Source organism: Pseudoalteromonas sp. SWYJZ12 (assembly GCF_015864395.1).
GTDB classification, from domain to species: Bacteria; Pseudomonadota; Gammaproteobacteria; order Enterobacterales; family Alteromonadaceae; genus Pseudoalteromonas; species Pseudoalteromonas arctica.
The window spans coordinates 86,186-101,317 of sequence record NZ_JADYXH010000006.1; the positions used below are offsets into that span (position 1 = coordinate 86,186).

10 protein-coding genes are annotated in these 15,132 nt (G+C 39.8%); 6 read left to right on the top strand and 4 right to left on the bottom strand.

Annotated elements, in window-relative coordinates; all coding sequences use genetic code 11:
- Nucleotides 1–10: 10 nt before the first annotated feature.
- Nucleotides 11–3,109: an efflux RND transporter permease subunit gene (locus I6F42_RS09605; RefSeq protein WP_010553194.1), complete on the bottom strand. Its 3,099-nt coding sequence runs from the start codon at nt 3,107–3,109 to the stop codon at nt 11–13.
- A gap of 3 nt (nt 3,110–3,112) precedes the next feature.
- Nucleotides 3,113–4,165 (bottom strand): efflux RND transporter periplasmic adaptor subunit, encoded by a 1,053-nt coding sequence (locus tag I6F42_RS09610; protein WP_010553195.1) that lies wholly within the window; start codon nt 4,163–4,165, stop codon nt 3,113–3,115.
- A 246-nt stretch (nt 4,166–4,411) separates the two neighbouring features.
- Here I6F42_RS09610 and I6F42_RS09615 point away from each other — a divergent pair, with 246 nt between their 5' ends.
- The 6 genes from I6F42_RS09615 (at nt 4,412) to I6F42_RS09640 (ending at nt 9,862) form a co-directional block, all read left to right on the top strand.
- Nucleotides 4,412–5,116: a DUF2982 domain-containing protein gene (locus I6F42_RS09615; RefSeq protein WP_197151968.1), complete on the top strand. Its 705-nt coding sequence runs from the start codon at nt 4,412–4,414 to the stop codon at nt 5,114–5,116.
- A gap of 21 nt (nt 5,117–5,137) precedes the next feature.
- Nucleotides 5,138–5,470 (top strand): hypothetical protein, encoded by a 333-nt coding sequence (locus I6F42_RS09620; RefSeq protein WP_010553197.1) that lies wholly within the window; start codon nt 5,138–5,140, stop codon nt 5,468–5,470.
- Nucleotides 5,471–5,552: 82 nt separating this feature from the next.
- Nucleotides 5,553–7,202 (top strand): DUF1566 domain-containing protein, encoded by a 1,650-nt coding sequence (locus tag I6F42_RS09625; RefSeq protein ID WP_197151969.1) that lies wholly within the window; start codon nt 5,553–5,555, stop codon nt 7,200–7,202.
- Nucleotides 7,203–7,211: 9 nt separating this feature from the next.
- Nucleotides 7,212–7,730, top strand: a complete 519-nt coding sequence (locus tag I6F42_RS09630) for a DUF1566 domain-containing protein (RefSeq protein WP_197151970.1) — start codon at nt 7,212–7,214, stop codon at nt 7,728–7,730.
- 165 nt (nt 7,731–7,895) lie between these two features.
- A complete protein-coding gene (locus tag I6F42_RS09635) occupies nt 7,896–8,813 on the top strand; it encodes an AAA family ATPase (protein WP_197151971.1) in 918 nt (305 codons plus the stop codon).
- Nucleotides 8,814–8,824: 11 nt separating this feature from the next.
- Complete coding sequence (locus tag I6F42_RS09640) at nt 8,825–9,862, top strand: general secretion pathway protein GspB (RefSeq protein ID WP_197151972.1); 1,038 nt, start codon at nt 8,825–8,827, stop codon at nt 9,860–9,862.
- A gap of 53 nt (nt 9,863–9,915) precedes the next feature.
- Here I6F42_RS09640 and I6F42_RS09645 read toward each other — a convergent pair whose 3' ends face one another.
- The gene (locus tag I6F42_RS09645) at nt 9,916–11,109 is read right to left on the bottom strand and encodes an HD-GYP domain-containing protein (RefSeq protein WP_197151974.1); all 1,194 of its coding nucleotides are present in this window, start codon (nt 11,107–11,109) and stop codon (nt 9,916–9,918) included.
- Between the two features lie 117 nt (nt 11,110–11,226).
- Nucleotides 11,227–15,030 carry a bifunctional proline dehydrogenase/L-glutamate gamma-semialdehyde dehydrogenase PutA gene (gene putA / locus I6F42_RS09650; RefSeq protein ID WP_010553201.1) on the bottom strand — a complete coding sequence of 1,268 codons (3,804 nt, stop codon included), beginning with the start codon at nt 15,028–15,030 and terminating at the stop codon, nt 11,227–11,229.
- Nucleotides 15,031–15,132: the final 102 nt, after the last annotated feature.

Here is a 15,132-nt window from a genome sequence, read left to right on the forward strand (position 1 = left end):
AATAAAGAGATTAGATCTCTTCGAAAGGCTTTTCAGCAGCTTGTTTATTTAGCTTTTGTTGTAAAAACTCAGGTGATTGTGTATTTTTCGATAGAGCATAATACGCAGCAGGTACAACAAAAAGAGTCAGCAGGGTAGATACAATAACCCCTGTAAACACAACTACACCAATTACCATGCGGCTTTCGGCGCCGGGGCCTGAGGCAAAAACCAAAGGAACAGAGCTCATAACGGTTGTTAGTGAGGTCATTATTATTGGGCGAAGGCGCTGGGTAGCTGCTTGTAGTATTGCTTCACTAAACTCAACGCCTTTATCGCGTAATTGGTTAGTAAATTCTACAATCAAAATACCATTTTTAGCACTTAAGCCTATGAGCATAACAATACCTATTTGGCTGTAAATATTTAAGGTCAGTCCTGTAGCCCAAAGCCCAAACATAGCGCCCATTAAACCAAGCGGTACGGTAAGCATAATGACAAATGGGTGCATAAAGCTTTCAAACTGTGCAGCAAGCACCAAGAAGGTAACGGTGAGTGCAAGTATAAATACGTAGGTCATCGCTGATGCGCCTTCGTAATAAAGCTGCGATTCACCTTTGTAATCTACTGCGCCATCTATATCGTTTTCTTGCGCGGCTACTTCGTTTAAAAAGTTAAGCGCTTGCTCAAGTGTATAGCCATCAGCTAAGTTGGCGCTTAATGTAATTGCGCGCATACGGTTGTAACGGTTTAAGCGCGATGCTGTTGCTTCTTCTTTTAAGCTGATAAGGCTATCAAGTGGAACTAGTTCACCGCTTCGTGATTTAAGGTATATATTTGAAATATCAGTAGGATTGGTAAAATCTTCTTTTGTTCCTTTTAAAATCACATCGTATTCTTCACCGCGGTCAATAAAGGTCGTAACACGGCGCTGGCCAAGCATTGTTTCTAGTGTACGGCCTACATCAGATACCGAAACGCCTAAATCGGCAGCTTTGTTTTTATCTATGCTGACTAAAAACTGCGGGAAGGTTTCTTTATAATCATGATCGATTCTTACTAAACCTGGGTTTTGTTCAGCACGCTTAATTATACGGTCACGCCAATCGGCTAATTGAGCGTAATCATTACCTTGCAGTACAAACTCAATTGGGCGAGATGAACCACCACCACCAATACCACGGCGCATAATGGCAAATGCACGAACATCGGTAACTTCTTGCATTTTACCGCTTATTTCATCCATTACTTCCCACGTTGAGCGTTTGCGTTTATCCCAATCGGCCATACCCACAATCGCAACACCGCCGCTGCCACCCCAGCCAGGCACTCGAACAAGTACGCGACTTAGCTCACCGGCTTGCGAGTAAGGCATTAAGCGCTCTTCAATTTTAGCCATATTAGCGGCGTTATTTTCGTAACTTGCGCCCTCAGGGCCGCTCATCATAATAAAGAACGTGCCACGATCTTCTTTTGGCGTTAGCTCAGAAGGAACTTGTAAAAACAACGAGTAACTAACAAAGCCAGCTAATAATAAGCTCACCATTAAACCCCATTTACGGGTTATGTTGGTGGAGAGTGAATTACGGTAACTTACTTCAATTTTAGTAAACTGGCGGTCCATCCATTGGCTAAATTTATTTGGTTTGTCTGATACTTTAAGTACTTTAGAGCACAAGGCTGGTGCGAGAGTCAGTGCTGTAACACTTGAGAAAAATACGGCAGCACTTACCGCCATAGCAAACTCAGTAAATAATGCACCTATACGGCCATCCATAAATACTAATGGCACAAACACCGATATTAGTACAAGAGTGGTTGCTACTATAGCGAAACCTACTTCACGCGCGCCTCTAAATGCAGCTAGTAACGGCGGCTCACCCAGTTCAATACGGCGGTGAATGTTTTCAAGCATTACAATAGCATCATCTACTACTAAACCAATGGCCAGTACTAAGGCAAGTAAAGTTAGTAAGTTAATTGAGTAGCCCATTGCCAATAAAAACATAAAGCTACCAACAAGTGCGACCGGTACGGTGACCGCAGGAATAAGCGTTGCTCGTATATTGCCTAAAAACAAAAATATAACGAGTACGACTAAACCCATAGAGATGGCAAGTGTGCTGTAAACTTCATTAATAGACTCTTTAATAAATACAGACGAATCGTAGCTGTCTTGAATTGTAGTGCCTTCAGGTAGGTTGCGTTTGATTTTTTCAAGTTCGCTGCGTGCGTTATCTACTACGGTTAGTGTGTTTGCTTTAGCTTGTTTTACAATACCTAAGCCAATCATATTACGCCCGTTACCACGAAATAAGCTTTCGTCATCGGCAGCTTCTAAACGTACATCGGCAACTTCACCTAAACGTACTAAGTAACCTTCATCACCACGTTTAATAACGAGGTTTTTAAAATCGCGCTGATCTTTATAACTACGTGCAGTACGCACGGTAAAGTCACGATCTATAGATTCTATTTCGCCAGCCGGTAGTTCAACATTTTCTGTACGCAGTGTATTTTCTATATCGCTTGAGGTAATACCCCGTGCAGCCATTGCTTGGCGGTTTAGCCAAATTTTCATGGCGTATTGGCGCTCACCACCAATACGTACGTTAGATACACCATCTACTACGGCTAAGCGGTCAACAATAAAACGCTGCGCGTAATCAGATAACTGTAACGAGTCCATTGTTTCGCTGTTTAATACAAACCAGGCGATTGGGCTTTCATCACTATTTGATTTAGATACTTCTGGTGGGCGTACCTGATCCGGCAAACTATCAAGTGCACGTGCTACACGTTCGCGTACATCGTTAGATGCAGCATCTATGTCGCGGTTAATATCAAACTCAATGGTAATGTTTGAACGTCCATTACGACTCGATGAGTTAATACTTTTAATACCTTCAATACCTGAAATTCGATTTTCTATTATTTGCGTTATTTTGGTTTCTATAATTTCGGCAGAAGCACCTGTGTATTCAGTGCTGATATTTACAATCGGCGTTTCAATATCCGGGTATTCACGAAGTGGCAGCATAGTAAACGCAACCAGTCCAAAAGTAAGAAGCAGTAAATTAATTACTATGGCAAAAACGGGGCGTTTAACGCTAGTATCAGTAATTTTCACGTATTACCCCTTTACGCTTACTTTACTTCCAGAGCGAATTTTTATTAGCCCCTCAGTAACAATTTGCTCGCCATCAGTTAGGCCTTCGTCGATAGCAACCCAGCCATTATTTCTGCTAGCAACATGCACTTCAATTTTATTAGCTATCCCATCTTGAATTTGAAAAACAAAGTGTTTGTCTTGCAAAGGTATAACCGCTTTTTCTGGCACCATTAAAGCTTGGTTGCTGCTTAGCTCAAGTGCTGTATTTAGTAACATACCAGGGCGAAGTAATCCTGATTTATTGGCAAAGCTTGCTGTTACTTCAACACTGCGAGTAACCGAATCAATACGCGAGCTAATATGCGTTACCTTGCCGTTAAATGTTTGTCCTGGGTAGGCATCGTTTTGCGTAAGCACTTTCATACCCATATTTAATTGTGCTAAATATTTTTCAGGTACTTTAAAGTCAACTTTAATAATACTAATATCATCAAGTGTTGTGATTATTGTTGTATTACTTACGTAGGCACCTATTGATATTTCACGCTTACCTAACAGGCCTGAAAACGGCGCACTAATAGTCATTTCGTTTAATTTAGTTTTAGCGCTTTCTAGTTGGGCCTCTGTTGCATCAACACGAGATAACTGCTCCTCAAGTAACGACTTTGCCGTTGATTGCGAGCGTGAAAGTTCGGTTAGGCGATCTAACTGGCGCTGTTCTTCACGTAAGTTAATACCAAGCTCTTTAACGGCAAGCTGTTCTTGTTGGCTCTGTAACTGTACTAACTTTTGTCCTTTACTGACTAAGTCGCCGTCTTTAAAATATATACCTGTGACATAATCGTTTTGCGCACTTTTTATATAGATTGCTTGGTTTGCACGTGCGCTACCAATGGCTTCTATCATCACTGCGTTTTCCTGAGAGGTAACAGTATGAGCTGTTACTTGAGTAGACATTTGTGATGAATCGGCTTGTTCGCCGTGGCTAGCGGGTAAATATAAATAAACGCTAAATATTAGTAGTAATGTAATAATAAATGGAAAAAGAGCTTTACCTGATTGTCTTGAGTACATCGTTTTCATACCTGAAAATTAATTATATCCATTGTACGAAATAAGACCGAGAAAAGGCGGTTATGTGTCTCATAAATTTGTGCGTTAAGCGTAAAAGTAAATAAGATTTATTCATTGTTCCTATTTTGTTGAGGATAAAGCGGTAATGTATGAAATTTAAAACGACCTGTAACTTATGTATAACAACAAGAAAGATCATAATTTGGACCATTATTATGTTTGTTTTTTATATGGTGTTTTACCAATATGGATAAATCTAACAATGTCATTAAGTTTCGGGCACAAGGTGCGCGAAACGCAATTGAGGTGCTTGTTGCAGGTGCCATTGGCTTAGTTTTTATTATGTTGTTTAATTTACTAAGGCCGGGTGAGATTAGCATACTTGAAATATTTTTAGTGAGTTTGTGTATTGCCGCTATTTTTATTGGATATTTAAAAACTCAAGAGCCGTATTATAGCCTTTTGATAAGTGAGTCGGAGCTTGTTTATTGCCATAAATATGGGGCTTGGAACATGTCTCGTAATAACTTTCATCACAGTGGTATACCCAAAGTAGAAGATGGTTTTGATTACTTAGAGCTCAATGCAGTGGGTGTTAAAGTAAACGACATAGATGAGTTTTTAACAAATATCGCACCAAGAATTGCAGGAAAGCTTTTAATAGAACAGCGTAATTTGTTTATGCAAGTTGTTCAAAAACATTGCAAAAATGGCAATTGCCCATCAGAATGGTTAATAGAAGATACGCAATACACATCCCATAAAGGGGTAAGCTATACTGGTCTTATAGCTATGTTTGCTAACAGAACTAAGCACCTTCAACTGCTAACAGGTTACGATTTATTATTACCTGCCAGTGTATTAGATAGAGATATTTGGGCATTTAGTGCTAACTTAAATAAGTGGAAGCGCGAGCCCCGTCAGTTTATAGCGTCGCAAATTAACAATTAAGCTGCGACTGTAGGAAAGAAAATGAGCCAAGACAGAGCTTTTTTAAAAAGTGGTCGAAATACCATAATACATAAAGATAAAAAACTTGATTTAGTGATTGTAAACTCTGAAATTCATCCCAAAATTAAAGTAACGCAACATGGCTTGGAGCCATTTAAAGAAGAGTTACCCAAAAACCGTCGAGACGCAAAAGAGCGTTATTTAGAGATGGTTTATGTAAGTAGCGCTGATATATTTGGCGAAGAAAAACAATTATTGTTTATTCAAGCGTTAGATGGTCGAGAGTATAAAATTGATTACAGTAAAATAGGCACAAAGCTATTTGTACGTATTCATCAAGATACTTATATGTAGTACTTATATGTAGTACTTTAATGGCATCTTTATTGCTAGTAATTACACTATAGTAATTATTTGACATAATAAGGTGCTGCGTATGAAAGCGTTTGCTTTAATCCCTCTCATTTCTTGTGGTTTGTTAAGTGCGTGTGGAGGCGGTGGTGGTGATAGTGATAATACAGTTGTAGAAACCTCTGTTAATGCTGGAATCGATTTACAAATTATCGAAAAAACTGAATTTACCATCACAGCACAAGGCTCTCCCGCTGATGGTACGTTTTCATGGCAACAAGTTAGCGGCCCAAGCTTAGAAGGTTTTCCGCTTGATGGTGCTGAGCAAACACTTACCGCACCTGACGTAAAAACTGATAGTGAAATAATCTTAAGAGTGAGCTATCAAAGTACGGGTAGTAGCGCTGTTAGTGACGATATTTCTATTTCAGTGAGCTCTAATAACCAACTTCCTCTTGCTGTTGTTACACAAACATCTCCTGAAACACTTCCTTCTGTTTACAAAGATACTGTGACTTTGAGCGCCCTTGAGTCGATCGATCCTGATGATAATGGCCAAATTGATAGTTATTTGTGGCAATTGCTATCAGGTCCTGACTTAGATATTACGAGCTTTAATGAGTCAACTCTTAGCTTTTCTCATCCATTACTTGAAAGTAACGTAAATTTATCTTGGCAGCTAACAGTCACTGATGATGAAGGCGGTGAGGCGAGTACTCAATATTCGATGACGCTTAACAAAACAAATGAGTTGGTGGATGCAAATGCAGGCGCTGATCAAAATGTCGAAGAGTTTGAAGAAGTAACGCTTGATGCAACGAATAGCGAAACTGTTACCGATACCTATCAGTGTAAGTGGCAACAACTTACCGGTAATAGCGAAACATTAAGTAATAGCGACCAATGTACAACGACATTTTTTGCCTCTGATGTAGATACTGAATCCACGTTGAGCTTTGAAGTAACGGTAACCGACTCAAAAGGACGCACCGATACAGATTCTTTATTTGTTGATGTATCACCAAAAGCGCTTGGGCTTATAAACGATAGTGGTGTTGGTGAGTGCTATAACAACACCCAACGCATTAACTGTGAAAGCGATGACTTTCCAGCGCAAGATGCTGAACTTGGACGCGATAGCTATGCAAACCGCTTAGATAAGGTTGGTAAAGGTAATTTAGCGTTTGATTACACTAAACTTAATCAGTTTGCGGATGAAGTTGGTGATGATAGTAGTGACTTTACCTGTATACGCGATAATGTTACTGGACTTGTATGGGAAGTAAAAAGTGAATCCTCAGGAGTATTGCCAAATACAAGCTTGCGTGAGGGGCAAAATCATTACTTTTGGGATTTAGGCGACACTACTTTTACCGATACTAGTACAGCCAATTCAACTTGTCCGGATGATACGAGTTGTGGAGTACAAAGTTATATAAACGAAGTGAATAACTTAGATTTTTGTGGTGGTACAAATTGGCGGTTACCTACTTATACAGAGCTTTTAGGTTTAATTGATTATGGTAAACAAGGGCAAAGCATATTAATTGATGAGGTGTTTTTCCCCAATATGCCAAGTGAAAGTGCATTAAGTCACTTACGTTATTGGACTTCACAAACCGCAGCCGATGGTACAAGTTTATCGCAAGCGTACATTATTGATATGAGTGATGGTAACGATCTTGCTTATCCAAAAGAAAATACCGCGTATGTTCGTTTAGTTAGAAGCCGTTAGGAGAAAATAATGAGATTAAAATTACTCTATGCACTAGCAACTATAAGCTTGAGCTTTAATATTGCAGCGGCGCAAACGTGCTACGACGGTGCAGATACCACAACGCCGACAGATAGATTTACCATAAATACAGATGGCACAGTGTCTGATACCGAAACAGGCCTTATGTGGCAACGCTGTAGTTATGGGCAAACTTATAATACAGAGACAAAACTTTGCGAAGGCTCTACACCTTCTCTTACTTGGCAAGAGGCACTTCGCGGTGCTAAAAATGATGCAACCGCAGATTATGATGATTGGCAAATGCCTAACATTAAAGAGTTGGCGAGTATTTTAGAGCACAGTTGCACCGAGCCGAGCATTAATGAAGAGGTGTTTTTTGGTACTAAGCTTCAAAACTATTGGTCAAATACATCGGGTGTGAGCACGATGAGCTCTGCATGGGTTTATCAATTTGATAGTGGGCTGAATAGCTTGCACGCCAAAACTAGTAATGTGTATTTACGGTTAGTTCGCTACGAAGAATAAAGTACTTACTAAGATTAGACAGATGAAAGTGCAGCCTTAAAACCGCTGCATTTTTTTGTTTTACATAAATTTACGTTATTTCAATAATAAAGCGCTTACAACGTTGTCACTTAGTGCGTTTTTTTGCCATTATAGGCCGTGATTTAATTACGAAGGAACATCACGGTGTATTTAAGCTATTTTGGCCTGAATGAAAAACCTTTTTCAATTTCGCCCAACCCTCATTACTTATTTTTAAGTGAACGACATAAAGAAGCCTTAGCACACCTTACCTATGGATTAGGTGAAGACGGTGGTTTTGTATTATTAACAGGCGAAGTGGGTACTGGTAAAACTACAATTACCCGCAGTATGTTAGAGCAGTTACCTGAAAACACGCAAGTAGCGATGATCCATAACCCAGCACTATCAGAGCTGGAGTTATTGGCTAGTATTTGTGATGAGCTCAACATTAGTTACGATGCTAATAATGCGACGCTTAAAAGTCTTACCGATATTATAAAAAAGCACTTAGAGATCAATAATAAATCGGGTGGGCACACCATACTTATAATTGATGAAGCGCAGTTACTTGCCCCTAATGTGCTTGAACAATTACGCTTGCTGACAAATATAGAAACCGATCATAAAAAATTATTACAAATAGTATTGGTTGGTCAACCTGAGCTACAAGAGCTTTTAAAGCGCAATGAATTAAGGCAACTCGCCCAGAGAATAACAGCTCGTTACCATTTATTACCACTTACACAAGGCCAAACAGTTGCTTACATAAAGCATCGGTTACATGTTGCAGGATGTGATAAAGGAATTTTTTCGATGGATGCCATGCAAGCTGTTCATCAATTAACCGGTGGTGTGCCACGATTAATGAACTTGGTATGTGAGCGAGCTTTGGTAGGCACTTTTGCAAAGCAGCAGTTGATAGTTGATAGCGATATAATAAAAAAATCAGCACATGAGTCATTACCCATGGATTTTGTAGCGCCAGTTAATGAGTCCAACAAAGCAACGTCATTTGTACCATATAGCCTTGCATTCGCTGCTTTATTTGCCGTAGGCATTGGGCTTTCATTTATTTTATAGTTAGGTAAGTTATGTCTTATTTATTAGATGCGCTAAAGCAGTCGCAGCAATCAGATATGAGTGCTGAGCAATACGACTTACAATCAGAGCAGTTAAAGCAACAGCAAGCACTAAAGCGTTATAGACGATTAGCGTTAGTATTTGGTACAAGCTTAGCTGCTTTTATTGCTGTAGCTGGTGGGTTTACTACTGGTAAGTGGTTTCAAGGTACTACTTTATTAAACACATCGGAACCCGCTGTAATTAAGGTGGTTGAAAGCGAAAAATCGTCACCTAAAGAACAAGTTAAAGAGGTAGATGCCGCAGTTGAAAAACAGCAAATAGCTAAGTTAGAACCCGCTAAAGTAGCTCCAACAAATACTGCAACGATTGAAGGGCAACTTGTACATGTGCAAACACCTAATGGTGTACAGCAAATGTTATTGACGCCTAATGGGCAATATATTCCTATGTCATCGAGTCCGGTCTCGAGCGCAACGGGTTATAATCAGCAGAACGTGCAACAAGTAATGCCAGTTCAAAATTATAATCAGCCAGTATTTAATCCACAAAATAATTACAATCCAAATAATACACAGAACGCTTCGGTATTTGGGCAAAGTCAAAATACAGCATCAGCTCAACTAGATATGAGTAAATATAAAGTACTAGGTAAGCCAATTAATGGTAACAACCAATCTCAACAGATGAGCGATCCTGAGCTTGATGAGGTGCCTACAACACTTAAAAATGCGTTTGCGCAAGCTATACAAGACGTCGAAAAAAATCAGGATTATGAAGTTACCCATGCATCAAAAACGTCATCACGTGTTGAGCCTGTAGAATTACTACCAGATGGTTTGCAATCAATGTTGCCTAGTATTAAATATCAAGCGCATATTTATTCATCGAGTGCTGACAAACGTTGGATCAAGCTAAATGGCCGAGAGTTACATGAAGGAGAGAGCATAGGTGCTTTAACTGTAAGAGAGATTACACCCGAGCAAAGTGTACTTGATTTTGATGGTTATGAGTTTAGCTTAAAGGCTTTGCAAGACTGGCCGCAGTAAACGTTTAGCTATTATGTTGAGAGCTCGGTAGAATGTTGAGCTCTCAATATTGCTTAGGGTAATATTGAGTTTTTATAAAAGCGTTCTAAATCAATATTATATTCTTTAGGTTTCACCGCTGATTCAAGGGTATCTAAGGTTTTTTTATTAGATAAATCGATATCTTTTATCTCTGTATAGCGACTATGTTTGGCGCTGTAAAATGTTTTAACGATAGGCTTTAGTGGTGTACTGGGATTACTCTCGGTCACTAAACCAACTTTTTGACTCGATAATCTAACGAGCGTTCCTACCGGATGAATACCAATACATTGAATAAACTTATTAAGCAGCACTGGATCGAAGCTATCTGGGCATCCGTCTTTTAGTATTTTAAACGCTTTTATTGGCTCCATGCCTGCTTTGTAAACACGTTCTGCGGTAAGTGCATCATACACATCTACAATTGATGCCATACGTACGTACTGACTTATTTCGTCGCCTTTTTTACCAAACGGATAGCCTTTACCATCAAGCCTTTCATGATGCATACCTGCAATATCAACCGCAACACCCGTTAAGCCAGACTCTTCTAATATTTCTTTACTGAAAAGCGAGTGCATTTTCATTATTTTAAATTCATCATCGGTAAAGCGACCCGGCTTATTGAGTATTTCATCAGGGATTTTTATCTTACCAATGTCGTGTAAAAGTGCGCCGGTAGTCAGTTCAACGATAATGTTTTTTTCTATACCTAAATGCTTAGCGAAAATCCCCATTAATATCGATACATTAATAGAGTGCTCAAGTAGGTAAGCATCTTTTTGGCGCATTTGGGTAAGGCAGGCTAGGGCATCTTGGTTTCTAAAAACAGAGTCCATAAAGCCACTTGCCAGCTCTTTGAATGGTGCAATATCTATATCGCGGCCTGCTTTAATATCTTTAAATGCTTTTATTTGCAGTGTTTTAGCTTCGTCATACAGTTTTTTTGCCTTTCCCATTTCTTGTTCGGCACTGTGTGTTTTTTGCCAAGGGTCACGCTTTATTTTTGTTGCAGGTACAGCAATAGGAGCTTTTTCAGGGACTGAGTCAATGAGGGTTTTATCAGGGTCGATTTCTACTTCTAAAATACCTGCTTTTATTAGGTTATTAATACCAGCCTGAGTTTTAACCCAGCCTTGATTTTTAATTTTAATACTGCCAGTTTGTCTAGTAACGCTTTGCACAAACATACCAGGCAGTAACTGACCAACAGGAATTATTTTCAAATTTATTACTTCTATTGTTAATCTTTCATTAAGCTAACAAATATATACGTTACTACCTAATAAAAAAGGCACTTTTCAGTGCCTTTTTTATTTTTTAGTTAAAAAGCATTAGCTTAATTATTCATCATCTTCAACAAGCGTCATTAGTGATGTGTTACCACCTGATGCTGTTGTATCAATACTGATTGTTTTTTCAGTAATAAGACGTTTGATTAATGTATCGTAATACTCAGAGCTAATTACCGGTAAAATAGCACCTTTACGCTGTGCAAGCTGTTGGCTAAAGTAGCCCAAGCGAGACGAGCGAGCAGCAACTACCGCACCGGCTAAATGAGGGTGCGCCAAAATAGCTTGTAACTGGTTAGGTTTAGCTACTTGGAAAACACCTTCTGCAACACCTGTAGAGATAAATTTATCTTTAAAGGCAACGGCTTCATCATAAAACAGCTCAGACGCTACAGTAATTACCGTATTACCTGCGGCAATAGCAGTGATGATAGACAATGCCCAGAAGTTAAATGATGTGCTCTTATCTGCATAACACACTACACAACCACGTGCTTCTAGATGAAGTGTATTAGACTCACCCGTTGGCCCAGGCAGGGTAGTAAACTTACGCATGTGCTTTTCAAGGCGGTTAAGCTGTGCACGTGCTTCTGATAATGTTAATGCTAAGTCGTCTGCTAAATCGTCGATAATTTCTACCGTCGCGATTTTAGCAAGCAACTGACGTACAGCCGAAACACGGTCGTTTAGTGGTGTTGCACGCCAGATTTTCTCATCGCGCATTGAGTTAGCCATTAGCTTTTTAACTTGCTCATTCGCACCGCTGTAGTGGTGTAAATCAAGTTCGTCAGGCGTTAGGTTAGTCATTTGTACGTTATCTGGTGATGCTTTTTCTTTTACTAAACGTTGTAGGTAGTTAGGGCCACCGGCTTTAGGGCCAGTACCTGATAAACCACGGCCACCAAACGGTTGCACACCAACAATGGCACCAATCATGTTTCGGTTAATGTAAACATTACCCGCACGTGACATTTTAGCAAGGTACTCACAGCGCTCTTCAATACGTGAGTGAACACCCATTGTCAGACCATAGCCCGTGTTATTTATTTGATCCATCACATCATCAAGTTCATTCGATTTAAAGCGAACAATATGAACACATGGGCCAAATACTTCACGTTTAAGTACTGATAAGTCTTTAATTTCGTATAAACGAGGAGCAAAAAAGTATGCGCCATTTTGAGTATTATCAGGAATTTTACATTCGTAATGAAGTATAGAATTACCTTTTAAGTACTCAACGTGTTCATTTAAGTTTTTAAGTGCTTTTTCATCAATTACAGGGCCAACATCAGTTGATAGTAACGATGGATCGCCAATGTGTAACTCAGCTAGAGCGCCTTTAAGCATTTCGATAATGCCATCAGCTACGTCATCTTGAATGAATAAAACACGAAGAGCAGAACAACGTTGGCCAGCACTTTGAAAACCAGAACTGATCACATCGTCAACTACTTGCTCAGGAAGCGCCGTTGAGTCAACAATCATACAGTTTTGGCCACCTGTTTCTGCAATTAACGGTACTTGAATATCGTTACGTGCAGCAAGTGTTTGAGAAATTAATGTGCCTGTTTCAGTAGAGCCTGTAAACATAACCGCTTGAATGCGTTCATCAGGAACAATTGTTTTACCTACTTCAGAGCCGCGAGCGATAACCGGTTGAACAACGTGCTCAGGTAAACCAACTGATAGCATTAGTTCAATGGCACGAAGGGCGATTAAACTTGTTTGCTCAGCAGGCTTAGCAATTACAGTGTTACCTGTAACAATCGCAGCAGCAACTTGACCTAAGAATATTGCAAGCGGGAAGTTCCACGGGCTAATACATAAAATAACGCCACGGGCTTCAAAACGCTCATCTTTAGATAACTCTTCAGCGCGCGCTGCGTAGTAACGACAAAAATCAACCGCTTCACGTACTTCATCAATACCATCTTGCGCTACTTTACCCGCTTCTTTAATACAGATAGCGACTAGTTCATCATGATGACGCTCTAAAATGTCAGCAACGCGACGCAGTAAATTAGCACGCTCTTTTACTGGTGTTTGTGACCATGATTCAAGTGCCGCTTCAGCGTTAGCCAGTAATACTTTCATCTCCTCGCCAGTTTGTAACTTAACGTGGCCGATGATTTCTTTGTGATTTGCTGGGTTTTTAACAGCCAATGAGCCTTCTGGTACTTGGCTTTGCTCAATTAAGTGCTCATTAAACCATGTTTCAAGATTCTCTTTGAAAGGGGTAATAACGTTAATATCGGTTAAATCCATGCCTTTAGAGTTAGCACGTTCTTCACCGTATAAATCAATTGGCATTTTGATTTGCGTATTGTACTTGTTACGCAGGCCTTGCAGTGTTTCTACAGGGTCTGGTAGTAATGATTCAACAGGTTTTGTTGTATCTACAATCGCGTTTACAAATGATGAGTTAGCACCATTTTCTAACAAACGACGAACAAGGTAAGCAAGTAGGTCTTCGTGTTGACCAACCGGTGCATATACACGACATTGAATTTTTTCTTCGTTAACGATTTGGTCGAATAATGATTCACCCATACCGTGCAAACGTTGAAATTCAAAACCGGTGTTATCGCCTTTCGCTACTTCTAAAATAGTCGCGGCAGTGTAAGCGTTGTGCGTTGCAAATTGTGGATAAAGTACGTCGCGCGCTTCAAGCATTTTAATTGCACATGCTTTGTAAGAAACATCGGTTGTTGCTTTACGAGTAAATACAGGGAAATGCTCTAAACCATCTTGTTGTGTGGTTTTGATTTCAGTATCCCAGTACGCGCCCTTAACTAAACGTACCATCATTTTACGACCAACACGGGTTGCAAGGTCTGTTAGCCATTCAATTACAAAAATAGCGCGTTTTTGATACGCTTGAACTGCTAAGCCAAATCCTTGCCAATCACCAAGATCTTCATCACTAAATACCGCTTCAATGACATCTAATGAAATATCTAAACGGTCAGCTTCTTCAGCATCAACGGTAAAGCCGATATCGTATTTCTTAGCAGCAAGCGCAAGTTCTTTTAACTTAGGGACTATTTCTTCCATCACACGGTCTTTATGAGTGAACTCATAACGTGGATGAATAGCAGAAAGCTTAACTGAAATACCAGGGCTCTTAATTGGACCACGACCATTTGCCGCTTTACCAATCGAGTGTATAGCATTCATGTAGCTGTCAAAGTAACGCTTCGCATCTTTCATTGTGCGCGCGCCTTCGCCTAGCATATCGTAAGAATATACATAACCTTTTTGCTCTGTATCGGCAGCACGTTCAATTGCTTCGTCAATGGTACGACCCATAACGAATTGCTTACCCATAATTTTCATAGCAAAATTTACAGACTTACGAATAACTGGCTCACCTAAACGACCAATGGTCTTTTTAAGCATGCCGAACTGTTGTTCTTTCGTTTTGTCTGTGTAGTTAACCATTTTACCGGTAACTAATAATCCCCAAGAAGACGCGTTTACGAATAAAGAATCGCTGCTGCCTAAATGAGAGCTCCAATCACCTTTCGCTAACTTGTCACGAATAAGTACATCTTGAGTCGCTTTATCTGGTACGCGAAGCAGTGCTTCGGCCAAACACATTAATACAACGCCTTCTTCACTAGAGAGTGAAAATTCATTTAAAAGCGCATCAACACCGCCTTGCCCATCTTGCTCTTTACGAATGTTTAAAACAATCTGGCGGGCTCTTTCCCAGGCACGACTTCGTGCTTTTACGCCTACTTCTGCAAGCGGTAAAATATGATCAATAACCGCATTTTCATCTATGCGGTAGAAGTCACGGATTCTTTGTCTAATAGGACAAATCGTTGTTAAATCGCCGTTGAATAACATAAGCAACCCTCAGGAGTGTTAAGAATTAAAGTAAAATTAATTACCAATAAATTACCAGTGATATTGTGAGTGCATTCTAATTAAATTTCAGCAGAATATGCT

Coding starts and splice junctions, on each gene's coding strand:
- I6F42_RS09610 (WP_010553195.1), bottom strand. CDS start 4,165: ATGTACTCAAGACAATCAGGTAAAGCTCTTTTTCCATTTATTATTACA.
- I6F42_RS09615 (WP_197151968.1), top strand. CDS start 4,412: ATGGATAAATCTAACAATGTCATTAAGTTTCGGGCACAAGGTGCGCGA.
- I6F42_RS09620 (WP_010553197.1), top strand. CDS start 5,138: ATGAGCCAAGACAGAGCTTTTTTAAAAAGTGGTCGAAATACCATAATA.
- I6F42_RS09625 (WP_197151969.1), top strand. CDS start 5,553: ATGAAAGCGTTTGCTTTAATCCCTCTCATTTCTTGTGGTTTGTTAAGT.
- I6F42_RS09630 (WP_197151970.1), top strand. CDS start 7,212: ATGAGATTAAAATTACTCTATGCACTAGCAACTATAAGCTTGAGCTTT.
- I6F42_RS09640 (WP_197151972.1), top strand. CDS start 8,825: ATGTCTTATTTATTAGATGCGCTAAAGCAGTCGCAGCAATCAGATATG.
- putA (WP_010553201.1), bottom strand. CDS start 15,030: ATGTTATTCAACGGCGATTTAACAACGATTTGTCCTATTAGACAAAGA.